Origin of the sequence: Lysinibacillus sp. BPa_S21 (assembly GCF_023337795.1) — a bacterium.
In the GTDB taxonomy this organism is placed as follows: domain Bacteria; phylum Bacillota; class Bacilli; order Bacillales_A; family Planococcaceae; genus Lysinibacillus.
This window is the reverse complement of record NZ_JALIRS010000006.1, coordinates 180,866-206,578: the sequence shown is the minus strand read 5'-3', so window position 1 is coordinate 206,578 and position 25,713 is coordinate 180,866. Positions and strand designations below refer to the sequence as shown.

Here is a 25,713-nt window from a genome sequence, read left to right as displayed (position 1 = left end):
TCATTCATTTTCATTAATACCTCCCTTCGTTAATTCTCTTCCAATAAAGTTAGCAGGTACAGGGTTTAGTTCTAGTTCTCTTGCCCAAACAGAAAGTTGACCTATGTGGTGAATTTCGTGAGTAATTATATGGTGTAATATATCATCCACAGTGTATTTATCTTCATCCCAAGAAACGCTGACTAGTTTTTCTCTCAAATCTCCTACATTTGTATTTATAAATTCAGCTATTTCATTTCGTAATTTATCCGAAAGTGATTTAACCTTTTCAACTGTATTAAAATCAGCAAACTGAAATACTACATCTTCTTTGCCTTGAATACCACGAATCCAACTATATTCCACATCAATTATGTGAAAAAGTGTAAATAATATATTTCCTACTCCACCCCTGCGCTCTTTTAACAACTCTTTCATAGTCAGTTGATTGCACCAGTCAAACCATTCATCTCTTATTTGCCAGTTATATTCAAAGAATTTAATCATTTTAAGCACCCCAATCTAACTTATTAATTCGATTTAAATCCAAATTTTCCCTTCTTCAACTATCCTGCACGTTAGTTCAAGTATGATTCTTCATAAATTCTTGATTTCGTAATTGGTAATATATTAGTAATTTACTAATTTCTCCATATGGTTCAGTAGCTCTCTATGTAGCGTGTAAACATAACGCAGTTTTTTTATGTTACAATTTACATAAATCCCATATTGAGGTGATTATAATTTTATTTATTAGAAAGCACAAATATATTTTTTACTTCGTAACAATGTTTTTATTTTCATCTATTCGGGATTATTTCAGAAAAGGTAATTGGGATTTGCTTAATAATCTTTTCTTTTCTTTATGGGTAGCGATCATTTACGCTTTCGTAAATTGGGCGTGGGATAGTAAAAAATATGAAAAGAAATAGCATATTGTTCATTAATTTGTTGTAGCGACGTGGTGGCTTTTTTCATGATAAAATTTACATATATTTCATTACGAGGTGACAGAATGGAAAACGTTAAATTAGTTTGTAAAGCTTATGGCAGTGATTCATTTACAACTGGACAAGTTGGTGGTAATAGTAGTCAGGGCAATATAAGACCAATAGGATCTATCATGACATTCGGTTCACCATTGCTTATGACTTTTTGTAAAAACTGCGGAGAGGTTGCTTCAATCAAAGTTGATAACCCTAAAAAATTCCCATAATATTTTTTATTTAGGGTCACTCCAACCTAGTGACCCTTTAGTTTATTTGCTCAGATTGTTCATTACTTTGCTGTAGCGCGCGACGGCGCTTTGGCTTTTTTTATGTATAGGTAGCCTCAATTTGCACAAATTAATGTTGAGTGTATCGCACGCACTTATTAGGTTGTGGCGTTGGTTGACCGTCACAACCTCCCTCATTTATTTACTTAGGGTCATTTTCAACTCAATGACCCTTTTTTATTTCTAAAAAACAGAATTATATTTCTTTTTTCACCCATACTATCCTTGCTTTATCTAAAATAATAAAAGGAAGTGAAAGTATGGGTATTTTTGGTGGAAATCCAAAAAACGAGCCATTGCATTACGGTGAAGTGTTTAGTGTTTGGTCAAATTTAATTGCAGATTATGGTATGATTTCTGGCTATCAAACTTTTTATAATCATGCTGGTGACGAAGATCTAAAAAAAATAATTGAAGATATCGTCGAACTTTGCAGGGAAGAAGTAAAACAATTAGAGAAAATTCTAAAAACAAATGGGATTGGTTTACCTCCTGCTTCACCTGAAAGACCGGTAGCAAGAATGGAAGATATCCCTGCAGGTGCAAAGTTTAATGATCCAGAAATTAGTGCTGCACTTAGTGCCGACCTTGCTGCTGGATTAGTTGCATGCAGTCAAGCAATGGGTATTTCTACTCGAGAAGATATTGCCTTAATGTATGCCCAATTCCATACAGCAAAAGCTCAAATCGGTGCAAAAATACTACGTCTTAATAAAACAAAAGGTTGGTTTGTTCCACCACCATTACATGTAGATTATCCAGAAAAATAATATTTATTAAATCTGACAAACCGCCTTCCCCAGTATAAAAAACTGGGGTTTTTTCTGTATCGACTGAACATTTTCTTTCGATTAATCATCTTCATATTGTGCAGTAAATATTTGAATGACAAACATAGGATGTCAATTTTAGTTAGTGTATAATTTTAATAGTTCATGTATTGGCAAACTGTTAATATCGTCCAAATTTATAAAGTATGGTAATTGCCACTTTTGTGTTTCTATCGCTTGTTTGCTTGTAGGAGTATCCCAACTAGGATAAACTCTAATTGCCATTTTCCCCTTTGAATTAGCAGTTTTAAGGATGTTTTGTTTTAAAAGAACATTTTTCGGAAAAATGAATTGGCCAAAATCACCATTATTATTAAAAGTGTTAATTACCAATAAATCAGTAGCATTGTCATATGAGAATGCTTGGTTTTTATTAGCTTCATTCTTTTCCCAAAAGGAAACAAACTGTCCTATCTTAGTAGGTGTTATTTTTGCAACTCTAAACCTAACCGATTTAGAATTTAACCGAAAAATCCCAGCCCCATAATCAGAATTTTGAGTTTCTTCTCGGATATTTTGTATAGTTAAATGATTTGGTTCATACAGTAATTCATTTACATATGCTAACGTCTTCTTAAAATTATTCATAGTTTTACTCCTTATCTTTTACTACAATATACCATTATATCATTTGCGAATTTGTCACCGTAATTGATTATTAAAACAACTTTATTTCTCCATTTTCTTTCAGATATTCACTCAATATAGTGATGTACTGCACTTTGATATTTCTCCGTTAGAAAAATTTCAGATACTATACTTTTTTAAATATTTCAAACTATTTCTTTAAACACAAAAAAGCTGAACTAATTAGTTCAGCTTAAACATAGCAAATTATAATGTTGTACAAATATTGTTACCCGAGCATTTAAGATTTTACAGCTTAAAATAAACAGTAACTTTTTCATCAAACACTTCTGTCTCTATATATCGTTCACCATGATTGTCATCCGAATAATGAATTTCATTTAGCAACACATTTGCCTTTAGTAACTCTTCATGCCGCTGGATGATCGTTTTTGCTTTGGCGCTTCCAGTAATCGAAATCGATACATATTGCTCAACAGGTAGTTTCCATTGTTTACGTGTATCTTGAATTGTACGAATTAGTTCCCTAATCTGTCCTTCTTCAAGTAAGCTTGCTGTCAGATGAACATTCATAAGAACTCGACAAGCATCAACTTCGGCTAAGATGTAATACTCCTTCACGATAGATTCAGTTAACACATGTGATTTTAACAATGTTACTTGTTCCCCATCGATTGTCAACGAAACTGAACCTTTTCGCTGTAATACATTTTTCTCCTCATCATTTAAATTCACTACATAATCTTTTACTTTGTTCACTTTTGCTCCAAATGCTGCTCCTGCTGTTTTAAAATTAAGTTTATAATGAACCGTTTCATATGCAGAGAAAACATTTGTCCAAACACATTCTTTTATATTTAGTTCATCCTTTATTAGCTCGCTATATGGTTGATAATCTGTTAATTCGCCGTCAACAGAAACAATCATTTCACTTAACGGCTGTTTCACCTTGATCCCTTGACTATTTCGGATGCTACGGCCTAGCTCTACGACTGTTAAAATATTCGCCATCTCTTTTTCGAGCTTAGCATTAACCAGCGATTCATTGTACGTTGGGTAGTTTTGTAAATGGACGCTTTTTCCGCTTAATTGTCGATATAAATCCTCTGCGATAAATGGCGTGAAAGGTGCTAGTAATTGACAAATTGTCGTTAGGAGCTCATACAGTGTACTAAAGGCACCTCGTTTATCTTCTGACAATCCGTTAGCCCAAAATCTTGCTCGTGAGCGGCGGATATACCAGTTACTTAGCTCTTCCACCAGCTTGCCGATTTCACGCGTTGCCTGTGTAAACTGATAATCATCCATAGATTTTGTCACTAGCTGAATTGTATGATGTAATCGAGACAATATCCAATGATCTAATTTTGTACGAGTTCCAGTATTGTGAGCATCATACTGGAAGCCATCAATTTCTGCATATAGCTGATAAAATTTGAACGTATTATCTAGCGTATCGACTAGCTTCGATTTCGCATCCATCACAATCTTTTTAGAAAAGCGTTTAGGATTCCAAGGAGAACTATCGACTAAAAATGCCCATCGTAAAGCATCCGCTCCATACTGCTCTATCAGTTCAACTGGCTCTAATGCATTGCCTTTACTTTTCGACATCTTCTGTCCATGCTCATCTAAAACATGCCCTAAAGAAAGGACATTTTTATAAGGTGCTTTGCCTGTAAATAAAGTCGAAACCGCTAACAGACTATAGAAAAAGCCTCGTGTCTGATCAATACCTTCAATGACAACATCGGCAGGGAATTGATTGTTAAACGTATCAAGATTTCCAAAAGGATAATGATGTTGCGCAAATGGCATGGAACCACTATCAAACCATACATCAATCACTTCTGGTGTACGCTCCATATCACCACTACATTTCGGACAAGTACACATAACCTCATCAATATACGGCTTGTGAAGCTCTACGTCTTGTAAAGTATCCTTTGCTAATTCTTTTAACGATGCCATACTGTTTGGTGCTTCTTCATGACCACAATCCTGACAAACCCACACATTGAGTGGGGTCCCCCAATAACGATTTCGGCTAATATTCCAGTCCACTAGGTTTTCTAAGAAATTGCCAAATCTACCGTGTTTAATATGATCAGGATACCAAGTTACTTGTTCATTATTTTGTAAAAGTTTATCTTTCAATGTAGACATATTGATAAACCAACTGTCAGTTGCATAATAAAGCAAAGGTGAATCACAGCGCCAGCAATGAGGATAGCTATGCTCATATTTTTCCTTATCAAACAATAGTTCATCTTTAGCGAGCATTTTAATAATGTCGACATCACAATCCTTTACAAATTTTCCGGCCAACTCAGGAACCTCTTCGGTATAACAGCCTTTCAAATCAACAACATTGACAAATGATAGCCCATTTTGCTGTACCGTTTTATAATCATCCTCCCCATATGCAGGTGCGATATGGACGATACCAGTTCCACTATGCTCTATGACATAATCTGCTAATACAACGACATGCCCCTTATCAACTGTGACATAAGAAAATGGTGGGGAATACGACACACCTTCAAATTCATGCCCCTCATGTTCACTTAACACTTCAACAGAATCAGTAAAAACTTTATTTACTAGTGATTTTGCTAAGATATAGACTTTATTGTGCTGCTTCACTCGAACATATATGAGCTTAGGATTCATGGCTAATGCAACATTGGCAGGTAATGTCCATGGAGTCGTTGTCCAGCCAAGAAAATATTCATCTTTATCTGTAAGCTTAAACATTGCTGTTACAGATAAATCCTTAACATCCTTATAGCCCTGTGCAACCTCATGAGAGCTTAAGGATGTTTGACAGCTAGGGCAATATGGCGAAACGCGGTGCCCTTTATATAAAAGCTTTTCCTTATGCACATGACTTAAAATATTCCAAACGGACTCAATGTAATCATTACTTAATGTTAAATAGGGGTCATCCATATCAATCCAATAGCCAAGCTGCTCTGTAAAGGAGCGCCACTTCTTCTCGTAGGTAAAGACACTTCCCTTACATTCCTGAATAAATTGTTCGACACCATACTTCTCAATTTCTTGCTTACCAGAGATACCCAGCTTTTTTTCTACGCCCAACTCTACAGGCAAACCATGCGTATCCCAACCAGCTTTACGCTCAACTAAATAGCCTTGCATCGTTTTATAACGAGCTACGACATCTTTAATCGTTCTGCCAAATGCGTGACCTACGTGTGGTAAGCCATTTGCTGTTGGCGGTCCTTCGTAAAATACAAAAGGCTGCTGTCCAACACGATTGGTCACGGATGTTGCAAACGTGTCTTCTTGCTCCCACAATGCTCGAATCCGCGTTTCTCGTTCGACCGTTGTTTCCTTCTTTTTTCCTGCTTGCATATTAGTTCCTCCTATACAATTAATTTTGTATAAAAGGCATACAAAAAACCCCGTCCCAAGCAAGGGACGGGGTTAACCGCGAATACCACCCTAATTCTATTGAATCAACGTTCAATAGCACTCAGCAACGTACAATCATACGTGTTCTTTTTAACGGTAGACACCCGGATTAGCTTACTATGTTCAGCTAATCTTCTCAGAGAGGATCTTCATGTAACACTTGCACACCGACTTCCACCAATATGTCGGCTCTCTGTAGAACAAAATGAAACACTACTCTTTCTCATCAACGAATTTGTATGCTTTTATTGTCACTCATCTTAACAAACTAATTTTTGTCTGTCAATAATTTCAAAGTACTAAGATTGGAAGCTATTTTCCTATAACTCATCGAGACATGCTTCGATGCTTTTATGAAGAGTTGCGAACTTTGGCTTGCCATTTGTTTTAATATAAAAGCTTTTCATAAAGGATTTACAGTTAAAAACTAAGATTCTGTGATGTTGTACATCGAGCTGTTCTTTTTTTACGTTTAAAATAGTAGGCAATTGTTGCAGCAATTTAATGATCTCTTGCTCCTGTAAACCTTGTTCCAGCATTGTAAAAATAGGTACTAAGATCCGTTCATCTTCATTGTGAATGAAAGCATATTTTTCTTGCAAAATGGCGTTGTATAATGCGCTTACAATTTCACTATAATAGGCTTTATTTAATTTCGGATTTTTCACCAATTCATCGATTGCATCAGCCATATGTGCAACACTATGAGCCCACCCTTTACCTGGCACGTAGCCTCTTACATCTGTTTCAGCTGATAAATAAGCTAGTACTTTATCTTTACAATCAGAGATTTTCTGTTGGGATAAAAAATCATCTGCGTTATCTCTATATAATATTAGAGTAATCAATAGCGACGTAAATGTACGGGTAAAAACTAAATCTGATTCGCTTTCTTCAATACCCTTGCATAATAAATTATTCAAACATTCCTCTAAAAGCTCCGTTAAAAGTGAATGCTCTAGTAAGTTTTTTTCATGGATCAATTCATAAAACGATCCATAAATTAAGTTATCTCGTAGTTCACTATCTAATGAGCCGATATGTAGCATCATTGATTGTATGAGATTGATATGTTTCTTTTGCTGCCATGTAATAGCTCCACTTTGTAATTCTTTGAGTATTTCTTTTAATTCATCTTCCTTCAAAAAGTTTTCATTTTGTAGTATACGCACGGTTTTTCTCCTTTTCATGTTTGCTTTTCGAATAATCAAAAACCACTTTCATGATAAATACCATCAAGCTTCCATCCCTCATTAAACAGTACATACTTAAACTCCTTCTGCTGTTCGTTGTCCATTACAACAATTACCTTGCTTTTCCAAGGGAAGGTTGCCGCATGCACCTTTCCATTTCTGACCTCATTAATTTGGTTTGACAAAGAAAGTAGAGTAGATGGCGTAACACTATTTTCTATAAAATATTGCGGACGGTCAGAGCTATCTTCAACCCCTTCATTACTTGTTCATGAAATGCACTGAATTTTCCGGGGAAAGACTTTTAAAATAGATAAGTGAAATAGATAGAATAAATGCTAACGAATTGTCCATTATTACAGTTATCAATGCTTTATTCACTTCCCAGTACCTATTTTTTAAGAAAACAACACCACCCTACAAATAATTACAATAATTGTACCTTAAACCAATTTTAAAAAATAGACTATGATTGATAATAAAAAAGCTAGACATTCTTGAAATTTGGAATGTCTAGCCTTGATTCATTTATGATCTTCGAGTATTTTCATGCTATCTATATCTGCAAAGGTTATTTTAGAATCGCTTTTTTCCATTCCTAAATCTGTACTATATTTCACTTCTACAGTATCTCCAAGCGACAATGTTGTAGGAGCATCGATTAATGGGAACCACGTACCATTACCGTGTTTTTGTACAATGTCATCCATTGATAATTTACCAATATCCGATTCATCTGCATAGGAAACTACTAAAAATTCATGTTCCTTGATTGCTACGATTAACCCATTTTTAGAATGAAGTTCTTTTTCCCCAACAGGAATATCAAATTTTTCACGTAAGGCTACTATTTCTTGACTATAGTGCTTCTCTAAATAGTTCATAGCATCTTTCGCAACTAGAAAATATAAAATCGGCCTATTGACATCTTTGTATTGATTCTTTTCCTGCTCCATTAGTGAATTGATTATAGCTACTTTATAAGATAATGGTTTAATATATTGTTCGATAAATTCTTCTTTTGTAAGATTCAACAATTGTAATTGTTCAGCAAGTGCTTCGTTTTGATTTATACTTACTTCCACCAATGATTCAAGCTGTTCACCAATTTGTTCTTGCGTAGGTACTATCCCCTTTGATCGAGCGTAAGCATATAAAGATTCAGTCTGCAAATAGGATTCAAAATTCTGCTTCTTTACATCATTGGACCTTTTCTGATCTTTTACTCGGGGATCCGATTCCAAATAGATGTTTAGAAACTTTTCATCTAAAACAGTTGGTATACTTGCTGATTGCTCCTGACCTCCGCTGAATTGGGTATACAGAAATAGTCCAATACAAACTGTTAAAATAATAGACATTACACTATATTGCCAACGCCAAGATCTTTTTTTCATCTCACGCTGTTCTAAATGCTGTACAACATTGCTCATAACACGCTTTTTGCTTTCGGTTAAATTATTTAATACCCTAACATCGACTTTACTCATGTAGCAGGACCTCCCATTCAATATGCTGTAGCTTTGGCTTTAATAGCTCTCGTCCACGACGTAGCCTTGTTTTCACCGTACTCTCCGGAATACTTAAAAGCTCGGCAATTTCAATAACAGACATTTCCTCAAAATAATAATAAATAAGGACCTCACGCTGTTTTAATGGTAGTGCTAAGATGGCGTTTTCTACTAAGGTTTGTTCATCCTGCTGCACTAGCATGTCCCTTTTCTTGACAGCCTGCTTAGCAAAGATTTTCTGTTGAACTTGTATTTTTCGGTATGTCCAGCTGCGTAAATAATCTTTACTTTTGTTAATGACGAGCCTCGATAAATATGCCCGTAATTCTCCTCTTTCCTCATAGTTTTGCTGATTATCGTAAAATTTGATAAATACATCTTGAACGATATCTTCAGCACTTTGTAAATCTTTGACGTAATAAAAGGCAAGTCGGATGAGCCTTTCTGTATGCTGCTGCATTATTTCCTCGAGTTCGTTAATTTCAAGCAACACCTCTCCCCCTCTCTACCCTATAAACGGTGCTCACGATATTGAGGTTTGCTTTTTTTGTCTTTTTTAAATAAAGATCTGGATACATTCCGAATTCACTTATTCTAATTTTTATCAGAGAACGGAGCAATGACCGCTTTTTTATTTGAAGAAAGCACAATATTTGTTGATGGCGTTCCATAAGGCATCGCCTCATCTATAAACTGCTCTAGTGTTTCTACTGAATTCGTTGCAATTTTTACGATATAACTGATTTCCCCCGCTACACGATAGCATTCAAGGACATCGGGATGTGCGTTACAAAAATCCGAAAGACTTTTACAATCAATAGATTTAAATAAAATAATAGCTTGAATATCGCGATTCAACTTTTTTAAATTTACTTTTGCGCTATAAGCCTCAATAATCCCCTGCTCTTCTAACTTTTTCACGCGCTCAATCACTGCTGGAGACGATAAGTGAACCGTCGCCGCTAATTCCTTCATCGACATTTTTGCATTTCTCTGCAATTGCTTTAAAATTTCTGTATCTATTTGATCCATAAGTATCCACCTTTTTTAATAAATTAGATTTAATAAAATTCCTTTTATTATAAAGCCATTTCTCTAAAATACATTATACAGATTCTGTCATTGAATAGCTTTATTCATTACAATTAAACATAATAAAGGAGGCTTTCACAATATGAAAAAAATATTATTACTATTAGCAAATGGATTTGAAGCTGTTGAAGCAAGTGTTTTTACAGATGTACTTGGCTGGAATAAATGGGAGGGCGACGGCACAACGGAAGTCGTGACCGTAGGATTGCATAATCAATTACAATGTACATGGAATTTTAACGTAACACCCGAAAAGTTGCTTCATGAAATTTCATTAGAGGATTTTGATGCACTAGCGATTCCTGGAGGTTTTGAAGAAGCTGGATTTTATGATGATGCTTATAGCGATGAGTTCCAGGCAGTTGTTCGTCATTTCGATGAACACAAAAAACCAATTGCAACGATCTGTGTAGCTTCCCTAATTTTAGGTCATAGCGGAGTACTACATAATCGTCAAGCTACTACTTATAATCATCCAACAAGTAAACGACTCACACAGCTACAATCCTATGGTGCAGACATCGTTAACGAACGAATTGTTCAAACTGGACATATTATTACATCATCAAATCCTGGCACTGCATTCGACGTTGCCTTTAGCTTCCTAGAAATGCTAACATCTATGGAAAATACAAAAAAGGTAAAGGATTTAATGGGGTTTAAGTAATAAAATGAAGCTGTCTCAATGCTTTAAGTTGAGACAGCTTCATTCGTTTAATTTGATAATAAATGATGTAACTTCAATCCAAGTTCTTTGTTTTTTGTCACTAATGAAATTGTTCTTGTTCTACCAAAATTATTAATCGGTACGGCAAAAAGCTGAAGATGACCGATATTTTTAGCCATTAACTCTGGGACAATCGTGATCCCCATTCCAGAAGTTACAGCCCCAAAGACAAAATCACCAAAATTCACTTCACTTATAATATTTGGCTTGTATCCAAGGGAGTGTATTTGTTCTACGATATCCTTCCTTGAATCACAAGGAGCCTGATGAACAATAAGTGGCTCCTCACACAATTCTTCAAGCTCAACTGCTGTTCTCGTATTAAAACGATGATGCAAAGGAAGCACCGCATAGTAAGGTTCGGTAAACAATTCCCAGCTCCACAATGATGCTCCTGTATATTTTGCATCAACAAAGACTGCATCAAGTCTACCTTTTTCTAAAGATTGTAACAGTTCATTTGAAGTATTTTGAATCATTAATGTAATAGGCCGACTAAGTCGCTTAAGACCACCCATTTTGTTTGGCAAATAGTAAGTGGCTAAGCTAGGCAGACCCCCGATGGCAATTGGATTGCTTTGACTAAATTGCTGTAATTCTTCACGAATAGCTGTTATTTCAGTCAAAACTGGTGTAATACGAGTGTAAAAACGTTCACCTGCTTCTGTTAATTCAATACCCATGGATGTTCTATGAAATAGCTCGATGCCAAGATTATTCTCTAAGTTTCGAATATGTTTACTAAGTGCCGGTTGCGAAAGATTAGTGATTTGAGCAGCTTTTGAAAAACTTTTTTGATTGGCAGCAGCAATAAAACTATGTAACCATTCTACATTCATATGTATCCCCCATACCCTATAACGATTTGTTATACCCTTATAAAATAGTGATTGTTCCATATTCTTGGGTTTTTAGTAACCTATTAAATATAGAAGGTGCTTCGATTATAACATACCGTTATAGGTCATCAATACTTAGCATCTTTAATTTTATGGAGGTTCAATATATGAAAAATGCTTTATTTTTATCATTCGGAATGTTTGCTCTTGGCTTTGATTCCTATGTAATCGCAGGGCTTCTTCCAGGAATTAGCGATACGTATCAAAAAAGTACATCACAAGTCGGCCAGGCCGTGAGCATTTTCACATTATTTTACGCTATCTCAGCGCCGTTATTTTCTTCATTACTTGCAGGAAAACCAATAAAAAAAATCCTAATAGGGTCAATGCTTATTTTCACAATAGCAAATAGCATTACTGCTTTTGCGCCGACTTTTTCTGTTTTTCTTCTATCAAGAGCACTTGCAGGGACTGGGGCTGGTTTATTTTCACCATTAGCTGTTGCGGCTTCTACAAAGTTCGTTTCTAGTAATAAGCGAGGGAGAGCCCTAGGGTTGACTATTGGTGGAATGAGTATGGGAACAGTGCTTGGCGTTCCTTTAGGCATCTATATTTCGAACTTATTTGATTGGCAAGTAACACTTTGGCTATTAGTCATGATCGGCGTCATTTCTGTTTTATGTATGTTTATTTTTCTACCCGATTTCCCAGCAACACCGCCTCCTGCGCTTAACGAACGATTAAAAATGTTTTTGGATAAAAGAGTAACTATCACTGTATGTATAACATTTTTCGCCAGTGTTGCTAGCCTTGGATTGTATACATATCTATCTCCCTTATTAGAGGAAATGACAGGCTCCAGTAATTTAACATTGTACCTTTGGGCATGGGGGTTCGGTGGCTTGTTTGGAAGTTTAATGATTGGTTACATAATCGACTATTTCGGGAAACCAAAATCATTAGTTACAATTATTTTATTTACTTTAATTTTATCCATTATTTGTATACCATTAATGATTAACTTACCAATATTAAAATACTTACCGTTCTTTGTTTGGGGCGCAATGGGCTGGGCATGCCAGGCACCTCAACAACATATTTTACTCTCATATCAGCCAAATAACGGAAGTTCCGCAGTGGCATTAAATAGTTCTGTAAATTATCTAGGCAGCGCAATTGGTGCAAGCTTAGGTGGGATTGTAGTATCCATACAGATTGGAACAATAACATTGATTTATTTTGCAGTCATCTCAATGTCATTCGCCATTTTTTTACAATTCTATAGTTTGAAGGGCAAATTTAGCGTATAAAATAATTTAAAAATTGCGGCTCTAATCGTCGATTTGATGATTCTTTTCATCACTTGGATAGCTAGAGTCGCAACTTTTGGGTTCTATGTTTCATTTTGGTGAGTTATCCGTCATTTCATCGGAATTATTCTTCATTCAATCGGGGCAATTTATTTTTTTGAAGGTTCTTTCCGTCGCTCTGGCGATTCCATCCGTCGCTTTATCAGTTCTTTCCGTCACTCTGTTTTCTATCTGTCGCTTCGACAGTTCTTTCCGTCGCTTTAACAGCTCTTTCCGTCGCTCTGTTTACTATCCGTCGTTTCGACAGTTCTTTCCGTCGCTCTGGCAATTCTATCCGTCGCTTTAACAGCTCTTTCCGTCGCTCTGGTTTCTATCCGTCGCTTCGACAGTTCTTTCCGTCGCTCTGGCGATTCCATCCGTCGCTTTATCAGCTCTTACCGTCGCTCTGGTTTCTATCCGTCGCTTCGACAGTTCTTTCCGTCGCTCTGGCAATGCATCCGTCGCTTCGATTGTTTTTTCCGTCGTTCTGCCGAGTCCATCTGTCGCAAGGACAATTTAAAAAGCTGCCGCCTGCAAATACAGACAGTAGCTTCAAGACAGCCTTCTTATTAAACATTACTGACAATAATTTCGCCAGTTGTTGCGTCAATATACCGGATAGGTAACCTAGTATGTCGATCACAAGCTATATAGACAAGTTGATAAGACTCTATCTCGTCATCGTAATTTTTGTCCCAAACCAGTTGAAAATCAACATTTTCTAGAAATTGACGAAACGCTTTTTCCGTAGAAATAGCTGGAACTGTAGGAACTTGGCTAAGTTCGTCCAAATTAAAATTTGGGCCTCTAAAATAATCAATCAGACCTGTTGTACGATTTACAACGACGATGACCATATCAAAATTAGATATACCCTGGTAATGGGCAGGGAAAATAAAAGATTCTGTTTCTCTCTCGTCCTCTTCCTCATCTTCCTGAATTAGTCGTTGAAGATAAGGGTAGTAGTCAGGAATTATTTTCAGTAAAAAATCTATTGCTTTTTGATAGCATGCTTCTTGACTTAGCTGTAAATTACCCAAGCGTTTATGCATCCAAGCAAAGCTGTTTAATTTACCCGTTTTCTTTGAAATAATCGCTTTAACAGTATCTTCTGACTGCATTTTAAAAAAGCCGTTGATCGATAAATCTTTATCGTTCATTTCCCAATTCCGTTTACGCCACACTATCCCTCGATCTGGTCCTCTATCTACTTCTCGAATAAGCTCAAGTTCATCTGTTATGCCGATAATTTCTTCCATCGTAAAATCGTTGACCTTCAAATTAGCTGGAGAAGGAGGAAGAGCAACATAACTTTCAGGTTCATTTTCATCATGAATAACCGTTAGTGTTGGTTCTAAAGCATCTGCTTTAAAGTGTAAAAATGAAGTTATCTCATACACGAGTTGAAGTCCATTTTTCTTCACATTGTAAACATCACTAGACAAATTTGTTATTTCTAGTTGTAGCGCCAACGCATTCTTTACATATTCCATCAGAGCTTCTTTGGAAACTAACTGCGAAGGTATTTCAGGACTCGTTTTCACTCCGTAGTATCTAAATCCAGTAATACTTCCGAATGCATTCACATCAACAAAACAACCAGCTTGTTCTAACGGTAGATCCATGACCATTTGTTCAAAATAAAAACGGTCCACTCTAGATAGTTCTTTAACTTTTGAAAACGCCAAATCTTCCAGAGCAGATGGATAATGACTAAGCAAAAATTGTTCCGTAATTTTTCTCATTTCCTCAATAGATAAAGAATCTACCACAGAAACAGTATCATTATTTTCAATTGATAAGTATATGAGGTGACCGGTGCCATCTAATTCAATAGTAATACTTTCATCTTGTTGTTCATTCGCCCAGGTGAACATCACTCTTTCGTCTTCAGAATAGTCTTCGATGATTAGTTTATAGTGATTTGGTAATGAAACAATTGATAAAGCGCGTTTTTTTAGTTCATCTTTTTGCAAAGCCAATCCTCCATTGCGAATTTTTTCTATGTATAAATAAAAACCGACCTCCTAAGAGATCGGTTTTTTATGAAAATGATTACTGAGCAGCTTTCGCGCGTAGAACCATTTGTAGGATACCACCGTGACGGTAGTAGTCTACTTCTACTTCTGAGTCGAAACGAGCTAAAGCTTGGAAAGTTTTAACTGAACCGTCTTCAGATTTAGCAGTTACTGTTAAGATTTCACGTGGTTTCACGTTGTCAGTAATGTTAACAGAGATTTCTTCTTTACCAGTTAAGCCTAAAGTATCAGCTGATTCACCTGGCATGAATTGAAGTGGAAGAACACCCATCATTACTAGGTTAGAACGGTGGATACGCTCGTAAGATTGTGCGATAACTGTTTTAATACCAAGTAAGTTAGTACCTTTAGCAGCCCAGTCACGAGAAGAACCCATACCGTAGTCGTTACCAGCAAGTACTACTAAGCCAGTACCTTGTGCTTGGTATTTCATACATGCGTCATAGATGTACTCTACTTCACCTGTTGGCCAGTAAGTAGTGAAACCACCTTCTGTACCAGGAGCAACTTGGTTACGGATACGGATGTTTGCAAATGTACCACGCATCATAACTTCGTGGTTACCACGACGAGAACCGTATGAGTTGAAGTCACGGATTGCAACACCGTTTTCGATTAAATATTTACCTGCAGGTGTATCTTTACCGATTGCACCAGCTGGAGAAATATGGTCAGTTGTAATTGAGTCACCAAACTTAGCCATAATGCGTAAGCCTTCTAAGCCTTTAATAGCTTCTGGCTCTTTTGCAAGACCTTGGAAGAATGGTGGGTTTTGGATGTAAGTTGATTTGTCATCAAATGTGTATAGAGACTCAGTTGATGTTTCAATTGCATTCCATTTTTCGTTCGCTGTGAATACAGTTTCGTATTCTTTTTGGAATAATTCACGGTTAACTACAGTACCTAATACAGCGTTAACTTCTTCAGTTGAAGGCCAGATATCAGCGAAGAATACTTCGTTGCCATCTTTGTCTTTACCGAATGAATCTTTTTGTAGGTCGATATCCACAGTACCAGCAAGTGCATAAGCAACAACAAGTGGTGGTGAAGCTAAGTAGTTAGCTTTTACAAGTGGGTGTACACGACCTTCGAAGTTACGGTTACCAGAAAGAACTGAAGTTACGAATAAGTCGTTCTCTTTGATAGCGTCTTCGATTTCAGGAAGTAATGGACCTGAGTTACCGATACATGTTGTACAACCGTAACCTACAGTGTTGAAACCGATTTGGTCAAGGTAAGTTTGTAAACCTGAATCTTCAAGGTAACCAGTTACTACTTTAGAACCTGGTGCTAAAGAAGTTTTTACCCATTTAGGCACAGTTAGACCTTTTTCTACAGCTTTTTTCGCAACTAAGCCCGCAGCGATTAATACGTATGGGTTAGATGTATTTGTACAAGAAGTGATTGCAGCGATTGCTACAGCACCTGTTGGGATTTCTACATCACCTTCAGCGAATTTAGCTACAGAAGTTTTTGCGAATTCATCTTCAGTTAAACCGAAACCTTGTGTACCTTGTGGTGCCACTACTGCTTCTTTGTAACGAGAACGCATTTGAGATAGTGGAATTAAGTCTTGTGGACGTTTTGGACCAGAAAGGTTTGGTTCGATTTCAGCTAAGTTTACTTCTAATACGTCAGTGTAAACTGGCTCTAAAGTTGGATCGAAGAACATGTGGTTAGCTTTTAAGTAAGATTCTACAACCGCGATGTGTTCTTCGTCACGACCTGTTAAACGCATGTAGTTTAATGATTCTTCGTCAATTGCGAAGAAACCACATGTAGCACCATATTCAGGAGCCATGTTAGAGATTGTCGCACGGTCAGCTAGTGGTAATTTAGTTACGCCAGGTCCGAAGAACTCAACGAATTTACCTACTACGCCACGTTGACGTAATACTTGAGTTACTTTTAATGCTAAGTCAGTAGCAGTAGTTCCGTTTGGAAGATCGCCAACTAATTTAACACCGATAACTTCTGGGATTGGGAAGTATGAAGGTTGACCAAGCATACCTGCTTCAGCTTCGATACCACCAACGCCCCATCCAAGAACGCCGATACCGTTGATCATTGTTGTATGTGAGTCAGTACCTACTACTGAGTCAGGGAATGTTTCGAAAGTACCGTCAGCATTTTCGTTTACGTGTACAACTGGAGCTAAATACTCTAAGTTTACTTGGTGAACGATACCAGTTGCTGGTGGTACAGCGCGGAAGTTATCATAAGCAGTTTGAGCCCATTTTAAGAAGTTATAACGCTCAGCGTTACGTTCGAATTCTAGGTCCATGTTTGCTGCTAATGCAGATGCATTACCGTATTTGTCAACTTGTACTGAGTGGTCAATTACAAGGTCAACTGGAATAGCAGGGTTGATTTTGCTTGGGTCGCCGCCCATTTCTTTCATAGCAGAACGTAGAGAAGCAAGGTCAACTACTACTGGTACACCAGTAAAGTCTTGTAATACTACGCGAGAAGGTTTGAATGGTACTTCAGCTTCTGGATCTGCACCGTTACCCCATTTTGCTAATTCGTTTACGTGCTCTTCTTTGATAACATATGCATCATATTGACGTAAAACTGATTCTAATAATACTTTGATTGAGTAAGGAAGGTTTGAAACTTTTGCAACGCCAGCTTTTTCAATCGCAGCTAAGTCATAGTAATTATAAGTTTTACCATTAACTTCGAATGATGCGCGGCTGTTGTGTAAATTACCTTGTGCCATTTGCGGATCCCCCTAAATATCTTTTTGAAAAGGCTATATAAATTTTTAAAGCATCTTTTCTCCAATACCCATGATAGCGCATTTATATTCATAAGTAAATTACATTAATATTATCTTTTTCAATAAGTAATCCTTATGACCTTGGTTTCTATCCTGATATTTTTAATTTTTTGATGTGCATAATATGAAGGGTTTGCTGAAAAGAAGTTTTTATACCTTTTATATGAAGTGAATTTAAATGTATTTAACCGAGGTACTTTTTGGGGCACTCGTAGTTTTTAAAGGTACCCAACAAAAAAATATATAGTTATAAAATCATTTTAGACAGGTACAATTATATAGTAGAAATTTTATCAAAGAAAATAATTTACAACAACTAGGTTTTGTAACCTTTATTTCCATTTTATTTTATATAGGCTCTAAAATAAAAAAAGCCACTATGATGTAATGAACCCCAAAAGTTAGATTTTTGGTCTAACTTTTGGGGTATAGTTCAGTTTTAGTGGCTTTACTTTTTATTATCTTCTACATATTTCTGAGTTATAAATGCTGTCAAATGAGCACTAATTTTTCTGTGTCGTATTGTTTTTGCTGAAGCCGTTCCTAAATTAAAGTTATTTCAACGTGATTGCAAATTCCGAGTTCGGCGCGCCAGCAAATACAACCGTTCCGTTTTTCGGCAGTTTTACTTTGTTATTGCCACTCACAACGGTAAAATTGACGCATACTCCCTGCTCATCATACACCGTGAACGAACCCTTCGATGGCAACGCCACAGTCATCGTTTTCCCTGCTGCCGATTGCGGGATCGTAAACCATTTTGCATGCCCATTTGCTTGCAGCGTAACTTTGGATGATCGGCCTGCATCCAGCGGTTTTACGTTGGATTCACTTACGTATAAAGATCCGGACATCTCCATATATTCATCGCCGCCTTCTGTATAGAAACGGGCTTCCGACGTATCACGGCCACCCATCACAGGTATTTGGAGCTGATGCATCGCCGTGTTCGGGCCTGTAATTTTTCTGCTATCCCAATAGCCCTTCATGCCTTCCCTGCTATTAATTTGTGTGGCAGGCATCATTAAATATTGAATAGAACTAAATTTCTCGTTCACAAGATAGAATTTGACGCCTTCCCGCTTTGCCCATGCGGCAGTGGTTTCCTTTGATAACACATTGTCTTCTAGTTTCTCGGCCACATATTGAGTAATTACTGCTTGCCCTAAGCCTGGCAGCGATATAAATGTGCTCTCCTTTAAATATGTTCGTCTATTCTTCTCTGTGGCAAAGCTGATCTTGGAGGTACCTTCCGCATTAATAAAGCTTCCATTCGCAGTATATACATATTTTTCTTCTGGATTAGATGGTAAGATCAGCTCTCCATTCTTCCTAATTTCTATTTTGAATTGACTGAAACTATTGCCGTAAAAACCCGCTTTCTTTGCTACGTCTTGAGGCATCTTGGCTTTGACCGGCTTTCCAAAGGATTTGTTCGGCTTGATATCCTTAATTGTGCCCTTCTCTTTGAGCGCAGCGAGCAGTATATCAGTCGCCATAAGTTGATTTGTAGTGCTACTACCACCGGAGGACAACACAGCCACTGCCATCTTCTGTTCAGGAAGTACGACCAGTGAAGCATGTTGTAGTGCCGTATCGCCGCCTTTAGCCAAGCCTTTTATCCCGTATTCGCTGAAAGGATATAGTTTTACACTATCCCAGCCAAGACCATAGTTGACAATATTCTCTCCATCCCCCGGCCACATTCCTTTTTTATATTCCTCATGCTCCATCTCCTTGACTGCCTTATCAGAGAGGATTCCTTTTTCTTGTCCCATAAAAATTTGTGAGAATCGCACCATATCTTCTGCTGTGGAAGAGACCCCTCCCGTACCAATCACATTCACCGATTCAGTAGGAAGCTGCCCTTGGAACGTTGGAAAATAAAGTCCAGCTCGCTTATCGTTTTCCCATTTGTCCTGCGGCGTTTTCGTATGATTTAGCTTTAAAGGTTTTGTAAACCGTTGATGTATAAATTCTGTAAAGCTCATACCGCTGACTTTCTCCACCATAATCTCAGCTAGCGTAAAGCCGTCGTTGCAGTATACCGAGAATGCGCCAGGGTCCGCCTTCAAGCTCTGGTTGGACAATTGCTGCAATAAGTTATCATGGGCATAGGTATCATTATCATTAAATAAAAATGAATTACTAAGCGTACTACCTTGCAAGCCGGAGGAGTGGTTCAACAGCATACGTGGTGTAATGCTTTTGTAACGCTCGTCTTTCATTTTGAAATCAGGAACATAGTGGACGACAGGAGTATCCAAATTGACTTTTCCTTCATCGACTAATTTCATTACAGCCGCAGCCGCATACATTTTACTGACTGAACCAATCCCGTATAGGGTATCTTTGGTCAGCGGCTGTTTACCTTTCATATCGTTCTTGCCTGTCTGATCCGACAAAATAAGTTTACCATTATCAATTAGCGCATACTGCACGCTAGTCGTCTCATAGGACTTCGTGAGTAAAGTAGCCTTCTCTGTCGCAATCTTTTTCAGTTCTTGACTAGCTAATTCTTGGCTAGCTACAACTGTAGTCTGACTGCTAGAAAGCGCCATCGCACCGGTTGGTAGGCTCATCGTTAACGCTAATGTAGCTGCTAACACCGCAGATAGTTTACTTTTCATAAAAGAATTGCCTCCTCAATTTCAAGATATAAATTAATGCCCCACAAATAAAATTTTTTTGTTCACTTTAACACCATCGTTACCCCCCTTCACCAAGAAATATTTTCCATAAATAGAATATCAAAGTTTTATTTACTCGTAAATACAGTGATAGACTGATAGCATATCGGGCTAAAGACTTAAAATTAATTTATGGAAATTAAAAAGACCAGCTCGGCTAAATTAGCTTTGCTGGTCATCTTCGATTCATGAGTAACCCAAAAATTAATCTGTTAAAACCTTCTAATAAACACTCTTGTTATGTACCTTTTATAGAAATAGTGGAATTATCTGCGAATGTTGTTATAAAGAAAGATGTCACAACATTAACTTTCCCACTATCCACAAGTTTTTAATTCTCATGCCTAAAGCTCCAAATGCGGCGAGTTCATCATTTTGTCCTCCCCCATAAGTCATTTCCACGCGTTCTTGGCTAATGAATATTCAGCGCCCATACCAATGTCTGTTCAAAAGCTAAGAGAGCGGTTCCCTGAGAATAATATCATCATAACAGGCCAAAGCGGTCAGAAAACCTCCTAAGATCTACCGATTGCCATCCCTAATAGAGAGAATGTACTGATCCAACCAATAGTCTTAGATCTAAGACAAATTCGGCAATTAAGCTCGGCAAAGTCAATGACAACATTTGAATATCCATACCATCCACTGTTAGACCTATAAAGCTAGCTACAAATACTGTTTTCCATACCATCTCTCCTTCCGATTCCTAGGTTGTTTTGAAAGGCATATCTACAAGCAAAACGAGGAAACTGTATAGAATGTTTTAATAAGAAAATAGTCATAAAGATAATTGACTGGCTCCCTTATATACAATTAAGAGCTCTCAGACGAATCAAGACGGAGAATTACCCGTCAACTGGATTTTAAATACGTCTGAAAGCCCTTCTATTAAGTGCCTGTTACATTTGATCATGCAGATTATGATTTTACCAAAGCGTCATTTAACTAGATTTCTCAATAATATGCGTGTTATATAATTAGCTCTACGTGTAGGTCGGTCGTAAGTCTGTGTACTGCTATTAATAATTTTGTTGAATTTTAATAAGGTACAGGATAAGCATCTACAAAACAGTTCACCTGTGATTTTTCATTTTTCCTTTCTATTGTTAAAGTAACATTGCCATTAACATTTTTTTTATTCAATGTTCTTTCAAAAGATTCATATCCTCCGATTTCTTCTCCATCTATCTCTAGTATAATATCTTCAGGTTTAATTCCAGCAGCTGCAGCTACCGAGTCTTCCTTCACCTGCAAAACTCTTGTCCCTCTCTCCCCCTCGTTTGTTGTGTGGACAATACCAATCCATGTTTTCCAAAACATCGATCGATTATCCGTGCCAGTTTCATATACACTCTTTAGATTTTCTAAAAATTGACTTGTACCAAATAACATATTTTCCTTTGTAGATTGATTCATTTCACCAATAAAGGAAGCCTGATATTCAATACTCACTTTAACGCCATCACTAATTTCCTCCAAAGAAGTAATGGTAGTAAAATCCCCATCAATGCTTTGGAGTACAAAGCGTTTCATTATATCTATTTCTGTGAATACACCCTCAGATGTTGCGCCCCAGCCATGATTCATATAACCTTTTCCACCTATACGAAATTCTATGTCAGCATTTTTTGTATACCAAAGGTTTAAATGCTCAGGCTTAGTCAATGCATCCCAAACTTTATTCAAAGGTGCATTCACAACTATTTCTCGCTTTAAAGAATCCTTATTTTTCTTCATTTTGAAAACTCTCCTTTTTCAACATAATTTTTTAGACTTACAAGTTGATCATCAAGTAGTTCTCCGATGTATTTAAGCATTTCATGGTACGCAATTTGGAGTGTGTCGAGATTTATTGAATAGATACGATATTTCCCATTTAAGCTCTCTGAAATAATTTTCTCTTCCAATAAAACATTCAAATGCTTCTTAATGGCTGGTTGAGAGATATCAAATGCTTCAACTATCTCCTTTTGGGTTTTGCTTCCTTGTTTAAGCATAATTAAAATATGGCGTCGCGTTGAATCACCTAATGCACGATAAACATTTGGCATTATCATTCCCTCACTTTTCACATAACCGTTTGGTTATATATAAAATATAATTAAGCACAGAAATAATGTCAAGACTTTTCAGAAAAATTCAATTATTATCCACCAAAAAAGAAGCAACCTTGGCTACTTCATCTGATTCAATTTACTTTTTAGAATCTTATTGTCCTACTTTAACTGTATCCACGTCTGAATATGTACATTTTTTCAGAAAAAACAATAAAATTCACTTTAATATTTTAACATGCTATAGTTTAATCTCATTTTTATATTTTCGGAGGATGTATGAGCAACCCTAATAAAAATAAATTTATTCCTTCATTAGTTATTACAGCTGGTTTAATATTACCCATTTTTCTACCCGCATTTATTATGATGGGTTTAATTAAATGGATGCCTAACGAAATTTCTTATTCAGGAATTATGTCATTAATCATTTTATCTATTGAGTTATTTTTAATTGTTGGCATTTCCACTGGTGTATTAAGTCTTGTAGGTATAACAGAACAAAAGATAGACAAATTAGGATTTCTAGGTTTTATTATTTCCGTGATGACGTCGTTTATTTTTATAATTGCAGGATATTACTGGATGAAAACTCTTCACCTTACTTCTGTTCAATTATCTTCAACTGGAATATTAATAATTGCAGCCATTACTATGATTATTTTAGTTATCCAAGTAAAAATTTTAGAGAAACTAGAATAAACACCAAAAGACCGCACTCCACTTAATAAATAGTGGAAATGCGGTCATCTTTTGATTTTTGTAGACTTTCTAATAAGGAAATCCCTATTTTTTCATCATCATTTCTACCTAATCTATAATTGGCCAAAACAACGGAGGCAACTTTCTTTTCTTTATCAATCCCTAAAAATGAACTAAAGCATCCTGTTCCGCCGCCATGTAACATAACATTATTATTTTTCTTTAAAAGCCACCATCCGAGACCCATATCATACTTCTTTGTTCCATTTCCATGTTTTTTATGACAAAGAGACAAATATGGTTTATCTTCATAAATATTTATTTTTGCATATTTTAGTAAATCATCAGCAGTTGAACTTATTGCGCCCGCTGGTGATATAAGATTTTCTTTATCCCATTTCCAGTTGCCACAATCATTATTTTTTCTATCATAACCATGTAAATTATTATTGGATGTACCTAAATAAGTATCGTTTAATCCAAGCTCATTATGAAGAAAATCATTCATTGTGTCCCAATATCCTCTGCCTGATACAATCCCTAATCCATACCCAAGAAGTGATAAACCGAAATTTGAATATTTCCATGAATAGTCCATTTCTTTCAATTTATTTTTTTCCAGTAGCATTTTCATTTTGTTAAAATCCATATTTAGTGGATTATTCTTATTCATATTACCAGCGCCCATAATCAAATCTAAAAATAAACTAGAGTATTCCCGTTTATTTAATGGCAGACTGGCTGAATATCCAGAAGAATGAGTAGCAAGACGGAGCAATGTAGGATAATACTCGTCTTCCTTGAGTTCTTCTATATATTTTTGTATTGGATCGTTTATTGACATCTTGTTTTCAAAGAGATATTTTGATAGCAAAGATACAGTAAAAGTTTTTGTAATAGACCCAATTTCATAATGATATTTTTCTGATGAATCGAGTTCACCGTTTTCATCATAGATTTTTATAACTGTATTATTGTCTATAAAATAGCCGACAGTTAATTTTATTTCTTTTTTTCCTTTACAGGTCTTTTTAATTAATCTAAACGTTTCATCATTAATCTCAAACATAATGATCACTCTCCTTTACCCTTTGCTTTTTTGTTTATTTTTTAATTCCCTTATTAATTGCTTGAATTCTTCGTCTCTCAAATTCCTTCATTACTCTCGTTTGTAATTCATTGTTATCATCATCCAGTTTTAAGTTACCCTCTTCTTCAAATCCATCTTGTTCTTCACCATCAAAACTATAAAGTTTCTTTAATAGGCCCCACATTGTTTCCAATTCCTCAGTTGAGAATTTTTTAAAAAGGTCTTCTAAAAAGAAGATTCCTTTTTCTGCAACAACAAGCAATACCTCTTCTCCATTTTTAGTAATTTTTACGTTAACTGCACGTTTATCTTTCTTACTAGGAACTACGTTTACGTAACCCTTATTTTCCATGATTGTAATCAACTGTTTCGTACTCTGCTTTGTGGTACCTAATTTACGAGCAATATTATTCAAAGTTGTTTCATCCTCAGGTAAATGCGCTATTGCCACCATTGCCATATATTGTCTCGATGTTAATAGTTCCAGGAAGCTATCTCCTTTTACCTGAATTTTGTTTGCTAGAGAAAATAAAGTAGCATAAGTTTGCTGCATTAAAAAAATTTCTTTATAAATATCCATATTCATCCTCCATTTAGACAGCTTACTGTCTAAATTAAGAGTACCACACTTTCGAACTTAGTCAATATACTGTCTATTTTATTTTAAAATGTAAGATCCAAGTGCAATTAGCTTTCTCATTCGCCTTATCTTAATAAACGCCATAAGACGAAAAGAATTCATACAGCGATTTTTTTGTGATTGGTTCATCGCAAAAGGAAATACCATTGATAACGAAGTCTTTGATCAATTTATTAACGGAGTATTACATCAAATGGAAGGTAAAGCCAGTCATTCCTAAAGTGGTTCCAAAAGAAAAACTGGAGACCATTCAAGTACCAAGCTTATTAATGATGCGCGACAAAGAGGTCATTTACAATCCCATACGAGCTCTAATGCAAGCAAAAACAAGCATTCCTCATATAGAAACTTTGGTGTTGCCAAATACAAGCCATTGCTTATTTATAGAGGATGCTAAACAGGTCAACGATTCGATCATTCACTTTTTACATAAAGATCCCTTATGTGAAATGGATATTTAAGTAATGGGTGCTAATGATACAAAAAAAGCCGAATCTCAATTTTATATTGAGTACGGCTTTTTTAACCTCACATCTATTCGTGAATCTTAACTATTTCTCAATATTCATTCGAATAAAGAGATTATTGCTATAATCCATATGCCTATCACGATTATTAAAAACCACCAGCCCATAAATTTTACGTACTTTTTTAAAAATGATTTTTTAATGAATTTAGCTGAAAAGGAACTCATCTTTAAAAAATCTTCAGGATAACTTAACATCATGTAAGAAAAACTGCCGAAAATTAAAGTAACTAATATTGCCATAATAAACATTTCCAAAGCATCTACTCCTAAACTTTATGTATTACATCACAATAATTATATTATTTGGTAACTAGATTGCACAAAAAAAACTCATTAGAATCGGAATGGATCGATGATAACTTCCC

General features: G+C 36.1%; 21 protein-coding genes and 1 other annotated feature. Of the genes, 6 read left to right on the top strand and 15 right to left on the bottom strand.

Annotation, left to right across the window (positions count from 1 at the left end; genetic code table 11):
- Nucleotides 1–486 (bottom strand): DinB family protein, encoded by a 486-nt coding sequence (locus tag MOK21_RS14175; protein ID WP_249074636.1) that lies wholly within the window; start codon nt 484–486, stop codon nt 1–3.
- A gap of 508 nt (nt 487–994) precedes the next feature.
- On the opposite strand from MOK21_RS14175, the gene MOK21_RS14170 reads away from it, so the two are divergent.
- Together MOK21_RS14170 and MOK21_RS14165 are read left to right on the top strand one after the other, a co-directional pair.
- Entirely contained in the window at nt 995–1,195 is a 201-nt protein-coding gene (locus tag MOK21_RS14170; protein WP_249074635.1) for a hypothetical protein, read from the top strand.
- A gap of 320 nt (nt 1,196–1,515) precedes the next feature.
- Nucleotides 1,516–2,025, top strand: a complete 510-nt coding sequence (locus tag MOK21_RS14165) for a DUF3231 family protein (RefSeq protein WP_249074634.1) — start codon at nt 1,516–1,518, stop codon at nt 2,023–2,025.
- 138 nt (nt 2,026–2,163) lie between these two features.
- Here MOK21_RS14165 and MOK21_RS14160 read toward each other — a convergent pair whose 3' ends face one another.
- The 6 genes from MOK21_RS14160 to MOK21_RS14135 all read right to left on the bottom strand — a co-directional run bounded on the left by MOK21_RS14160 (nt 2,164) and on the right by MOK21_RS14135 (nt 9,847).
- Nucleotides 2,164–2,673 (bottom strand): MepB family protein, encoded by a 510-nt coding sequence (locus tag MOK21_RS14160; RefSeq protein WP_249074633.1) that lies wholly within the window; start codon nt 2,671–2,673, stop codon nt 2,164–2,166.
- Nucleotides 2,674–2,961: 288 nt separating this feature from the next.
- Nucleotides 2,962–6,051 (bottom strand): isoleucine--tRNA ligase, encoded by a 3,090-nt coding sequence (ileS, locus tag MOK21_RS14155; protein WP_249074632.1) that lies wholly within the window; start codon nt 6,049–6,051, stop codon nt 2,962–2,964.
- Between the two features lie 59 nt (nt 6,052–6,110).
- Nucleotides 6,111–6,350, bottom strand: a binding site (T-box leader).
- An 81-nt stretch (nt 6,351–6,431) separates the two neighbouring features.
- A complete protein-coding gene (locus MOK21_RS14150; protein ID WP_249074631.1) occupies nt 6,432–7,283 on the bottom strand; it encodes a DUF2785 domain-containing protein in 852 nt (283 codons plus the stop codon).
- 545 nt (nt 7,284–7,828) lie between these two features.
- On the bottom strand, nt 7,829–8,794 hold the full coding sequence (locus MOK21_RS14145; RefSeq protein WP_249074630.1) for a YobA family protein: 966 nt from the start codon (nt 8,792–8,794) through the stop codon (nt 7,829–7,831).
- A complete protein-coding gene (locus MOK21_RS14140; protein ID WP_283164707.1) occupies nt 8,787–9,305 on the bottom strand; it encodes a sigma-70 family RNA polymerase sigma factor in 519 nt (172 codons plus the stop codon). The genes MOK21_RS14145 and MOK21_RS14140 overlap by 8 nt, the downstream gene beginning before the upstream one ends.
- A 104-nt stretch (nt 9,306–9,409) precedes the next feature.
- Entirely contained in the window at nt 9,410–9,847 is a 438-nt protein-coding gene (locus tag MOK21_RS14135; protein WP_249074628.1) for an Lrp/AsnC family transcriptional regulator, read from the bottom strand.
- Nucleotides 9,848–9,989: 142 nt separating this feature from the next.
- On the opposite strand from MOK21_RS14135, the gene MOK21_RS14130 reads away from it, so the two are divergent.
- A complete protein-coding gene (locus tag MOK21_RS14130) occupies nt 9,990–10,574 on the top strand; it encodes a DJ-1/PfpI family protein (protein ID WP_249074627.1) in 585 nt (194 codons plus the stop codon).
- Nucleotides 10,575–10,621: 47 nt separating this feature from the next.
- Here the strand turns inward: MOK21_RS14130 and MOK21_RS14125 are convergent, their stop codons facing one another.
- A complete protein-coding gene (locus MOK21_RS14125; RefSeq protein WP_249074626.1) occupies nt 10,622–11,473 on the bottom strand; it encodes a LysR family transcriptional regulator in 852 nt (283 codons plus the stop codon).
- A 167-nt stretch (nt 11,474–11,640) separates the two neighbouring features.
- Here MOK21_RS14125 and MOK21_RS14120 point away from each other — a divergent pair, with 167 nt between their 5' ends.
- Nucleotides 11,641–12,783, top strand: a complete 1,143-nt coding sequence (locus MOK21_RS14120) for an MFS transporter (RefSeq protein ID WP_249074625.1) — start codon at nt 11,641–11,643, stop codon at nt 12,781–12,783.
- 608 nt (nt 12,784–13,391) lie between these two features.
- On the opposite strand, the gene MOK21_RS14115 is transcribed toward MOK21_RS14120, so the two are convergent.
- The 5 genes from MOK21_RS14115 to MOK21_RS14095 form a co-directional block, all read right to left on the bottom strand.
- Complete coding sequence (locus MOK21_RS14115) at nt 13,392–14,798, bottom strand: YcdB/YcdC domain-containing protein (RefSeq protein WP_249074624.1); 1,407 nt, start codon at nt 14,796–14,798, stop codon at nt 13,392–13,394.
- Between the two features lie 79 nt (nt 14,799–14,877).
- Entirely contained in the window at nt 14,878–17,583 is a 2,706-nt protein-coding gene (gene acnA, locus MOK21_RS14110) for an aconitate hydratase AcnA (protein WP_249074623.1), read from the bottom strand.
- 614 nt (nt 17,584–18,197) lie between these two features.
- Complete coding sequence (locus MOK21_RS14105; RefSeq protein WP_249074622.1) at nt 18,198–20,273, bottom strand: serine hydrolase domain-containing protein; 2,076 nt, start codon at nt 20,271–20,273, stop codon at nt 18,198–18,200.
- 1,098 nt (nt 20,274–21,371) lie between these two features.
- Nucleotides 21,372–22,070, bottom strand: coding sequence for an SRPBCC domain-containing protein (locus MOK21_RS14100; RefSeq protein WP_249074621.1), 699 nt, complete (start codon nt 22,068–22,070; stop codon nt 21,372–21,374).
- Nucleotides 22,067–22,384: a metalloregulator ArsR/SmtB family transcription factor gene (locus MOK21_RS14095; RefSeq protein WP_249074620.1), complete on the bottom strand. Its 318-nt coding sequence runs from the start codon at nt 22,382–22,384 to the stop codon at nt 22,067–22,069. The genes MOK21_RS14100 and MOK21_RS14095 overlap by 4 nt, the downstream gene beginning before the upstream one ends.
- A gap of 282 nt (nt 22,385–22,666) precedes the next feature.
- On the opposite strand from MOK21_RS14095, the gene MOK21_RS14090 reads away from it, so the two are divergent.
- A complete protein-coding gene (locus tag MOK21_RS14090) occupies nt 22,667–23,089 on the top strand; it encodes an epimerase (RefSeq protein WP_249074619.1) in 423 nt (140 codons plus the stop codon).
- A 22-nt stretch (nt 23,090–23,111) separates the two neighbouring features.
- On the opposite strand, the gene MOK21_RS14085 is transcribed toward MOK21_RS14090, so the two are convergent.
- Together MOK21_RS14085 and MOK21_RS14080 are read right to left on the bottom strand one after the other, a co-directional pair.
- Nucleotides 23,112–24,158 (bottom strand): serine hydrolase domain-containing protein, encoded by a 1,047-nt coding sequence (locus MOK21_RS14085; RefSeq protein ID WP_249074618.1) that lies wholly within the window; start codon nt 24,156–24,158, stop codon nt 23,112–23,114.
- A 34-nt stretch (nt 24,159–24,192) separates the two neighbouring features.
- Nucleotides 24,193–24,759 carry a MarR family winged helix-turn-helix transcriptional regulator gene (locus tag MOK21_RS14080; protein ID WP_249074617.1) on the bottom strand — a complete coding sequence of 189 codons (567 nt, stop codon included), beginning with the start codon at nt 24,757–24,759 and terminating at the stop codon, nt 24,193–24,195.
- Between the two features lie 206 nt (nt 24,760–24,965).
- Here MOK21_RS14080 and MOK21_RS14075 point away from each other — a divergent pair, with 206 nt between their 5' ends.
- Nucleotides 24,966–25,280 (top strand): alpha/beta fold hydrolase, encoded by a 315-nt coding sequence (locus tag MOK21_RS14075; protein WP_249074616.1) that lies wholly within the window; start codon nt 24,966–24,968, stop codon nt 25,278–25,280.
- Nucleotides 25,281–25,713: the final 433 nt, after the last annotated feature.